This window comes from Petrocella sp., assembly GCF_059865615.1.
Map to the genome: position 1 here is coordinate 1 of NZ_JCBCDA010000086.1, position 2,919 is coordinate 2,919.

Genomic DNA, 2,919 nt, shown 5'->3' on the forward strand with positions numbered 1-2,919 from the left:
AAGCTGTTTAAGGTGGTATCATTGATATCTTTTACAGTCGATACCTTACCTTTAATATCTTCTAGTGTTGTGGCGTTTATCGTAATACTTCCTAACATTACTAATACTAATATGGCTGTTATGACTCTCTTCATCTTTTTACTCTCCTCTTATTGTGGTATTTTTTATATTTATATGTCTTTTTGTCTTTTCATATATACACATTCTATTTAATTTATCACATATACTTAATGAATACAATGATTTTTTACTAGTTTACCCAGTATTAATTTCAATTTATTGTCTATTCTTTTAGCTCAAGGCTGATTTTATTATAGGCTTCATATTCCATCTTAAGTTCCTTACGAATATCATCAAAACTAATGTCTAACCGTTCTTCTACTTGAATTGCATTATACGTGAATACACTGGGTTTAAGTAAATCTACAAATTTTTGATAATACTCTTTTGCTTTTTCTATTTCACCTATTGCCTCATAGTAACGAAAACTCCAAGAATAGTAGTTAGCCTTCTTTTCATCATTTATGGATACTATTTTTAACTTATTTAGTATTTTTTTCGCTTTCTTATATTCCCCTGTCTTTATATAATATAGACAATCCAACGTCAATGCATTCATATCTATACCATTTTGATTCTTATATTCTTCTATTAAAGGCTCTGCGTTTTTTATATCATCCATTTGCAGATAGCGTAAGGCAATCTCTGCTTTTAGCCCATATATTTCTGGCTTTAATTGATATAAGTATTCTAAATTTTCAATAGCTTCCTCAGGATTATAATTTTCAGGAAAAAAACTATACATATCTATTAAATATTCATACATTTGCCAGTTTCTAGTTTCACAATACTCTTTGTATCTAGGATCATCTACCTGAATCGTTACTGCTTTCTTCAGTAATTCCATCGTTCTATCAGGATCAGTTACTCCCCAGCGACTCTCTCTGTAGGAATACATTATCGCAGCCGTATAATATGCATAATACTGATTCTCTGCTCGCGTTGAATCATTTATCATTGACAATGATTTTTCAGCTAACTTAACTGCTTCCTCATAATTTAGTACAAATCCATAACAGTTGGCCATTTGTGCATACATTAATGTTTTATGATTCTCCTCTTTTTCTACAACTAGCTTATATAAGTTATACGCTTCTTTATACTTTTTTTGCTTATACATTTCACGGCCTAATAGGTTAAGCTCATCTGCATTTAAACCTTTTGAATTTCCCAACAGTCTAACCACTTCACTGTCTGGTGAAAGGGTTGCCGGTTCGGTTATATAGTCAATACCATCATTCATTAGCTGTGGTATCATTAGCCTGGCATAGAAAATAATCTGTAGTCCGATTAATATACTGATAATAATTGATATCCCTATAATTATTGGTTTTAGCTTACTTAGGCTCTTTTTACTTTTTTTATCCTTTAACTGATCATCCATATAAATCCCCTCAACTTATTTATTCACCTTGTTTGGTTTTAATTACTACTCTTTTTTTCATCGCTATTATCTTTGGTCCTATTTTCTTCTATGTTAATTTCTTCATGACCATACACTGGTGTACCTTTCCCAAGTATTCCTAGTATAGCTCCTATTATTGCAGTGCCTTTTACAGTTCCTACTACAGGGACTACTACAGGAGCCAATACTATAATTCCAACAACTGCTGCAACTGTTGCAACCGCTTGTGCCTCTTTTAATGGATACCGAGTTACTTCTATTTTATAAGAAGATTTCAATCCATTATACATTTCCGGATTTGTAGAAATGTCTTGTTTATGTGTATATGAAAGGCCTTTAAAGTTCTGTAATCCAGATGATTCCATAATGTAAAAAGGTGTGTTCGTTATGTATCCATAAGAAAGTTGGCTTGGGCCTGTTGAAGCACTTCCTTGAACATTGTAGTCTTTACTTCCTATTTTAATGGTTTTGAACGATAATAAACCGTTAGTGTCAATACTAGCTTCCCCAATCTTCATAGTTATAGTTCCTGACTGTTCTTCTTCTTCTGCACTAAAAGATCCAATTCCACCATTTATCTCCACACCATCATTACCAACAACAACACCATTTTCAGACATTATTTGAGTCTGACTAATGCCAACCTTTACTTCTGTTTGTACCACCGGAATAACAAATGGTTTCTCAAATGCAAATTTGGTTCCCAAGTAATCTATGGTATCCGAAGTAGCCCTTGCTCCCTTTTCTATTTCTTTATCTATACTTGCCTTGATTGATACTTTTAAAACTGAAAGGGTAAAGGCACATATTGACAACCCTCTTTTGGCAGCAACTTTACTGCCTCCGCACTTATACCAATACTTAATAGCATCCGAGATGCTATTATGAAAATCCGTTATTTTATTGTAGATGTCTTTTACCCAGCGGCAAAAATCTGATGCATTAACTACACCTGTCACTAGCGTCACGAAAAATTCTGTAACCGGATTCACTTTCATATCGTTTTGACGCTTAAACTCTGAAGATAATGATTGAAATCTATGATAAACATATGTATCCGTGTCTTCAACATTTGATGCAAAGGCTCCTAGTTTTGATGCAAAAGTATCTAGCCTATCCGCTTTTTCAGCCAAAGCAGCGATTTTTTTCTGGGCAAACCAGTCTGCATTACTTGTATTATTACTACTGCCACCTGGTAGGCTTGAGATTTTTTTGCATATTGTTTTTTTAATGGTATCCCCATAATCTCTTGCTTGATCGGCCGCTTTGTTAGCATTTTTGATACTTAAACTTAATTCACTGTAATTCAATACCAATACACTCATCTTGTTTCCCCTTTATTTAATTCAAATGACTCACTACCCTCTATTAGTAGGTTCTATCATCCTCATACATATCACCATTTATGTTGATATATGTGTTCATCTTATTGCCTAGCTTTCCTGATGGTGTAT

The 2,919-nt window shown here is 33.4% G+C and carries 2 protein-coding genes; both read right to left on the minus strand.

The genetic code is table 11. From position 1 onward, the window contains the following. Positions 1-283 precede the first annotated feature (283 nt). Positions 284-1,444, minus strand: coding sequence for a tetratricopeptide repeat protein (locus AC6F8J_RS09770; RefSeq protein ID WP_500722966.1), 1,161 nt, complete (start codon positions 1,442-1,444; stop codon positions 284-286). 38 nt (positions 1,445-1,482) lie between these two features. Further along, positions 1,483-2,790 (minus strand): hypothetical protein, encoded by a 1,308-nt coding sequence (locus AC6F8J_RS09775; RefSeq protein WP_500722968.1) that lies wholly within the window; start codon positions 2,788-2,790, stop codon positions 1,483-1,485. Positions 2,791-2,919: the final 129 nt, after the last annotated feature.

Coding starts and splice junctions, on each gene's coding strand:
- AC6F8J_RS09770 (WP_500722966.1), bottom strand. CDS start 1,444: ATGGATGATCAGTTAAAGGATAAAAAAAGTAAAAAGAGCCTAAGTAAG.
- AC6F8J_RS09775 (WP_500722968.1), bottom strand. CDS start 2,790: ATGAGTGTATTGGTATTGAATTACAGTGAATTAAGTTTAAGTATCAAA.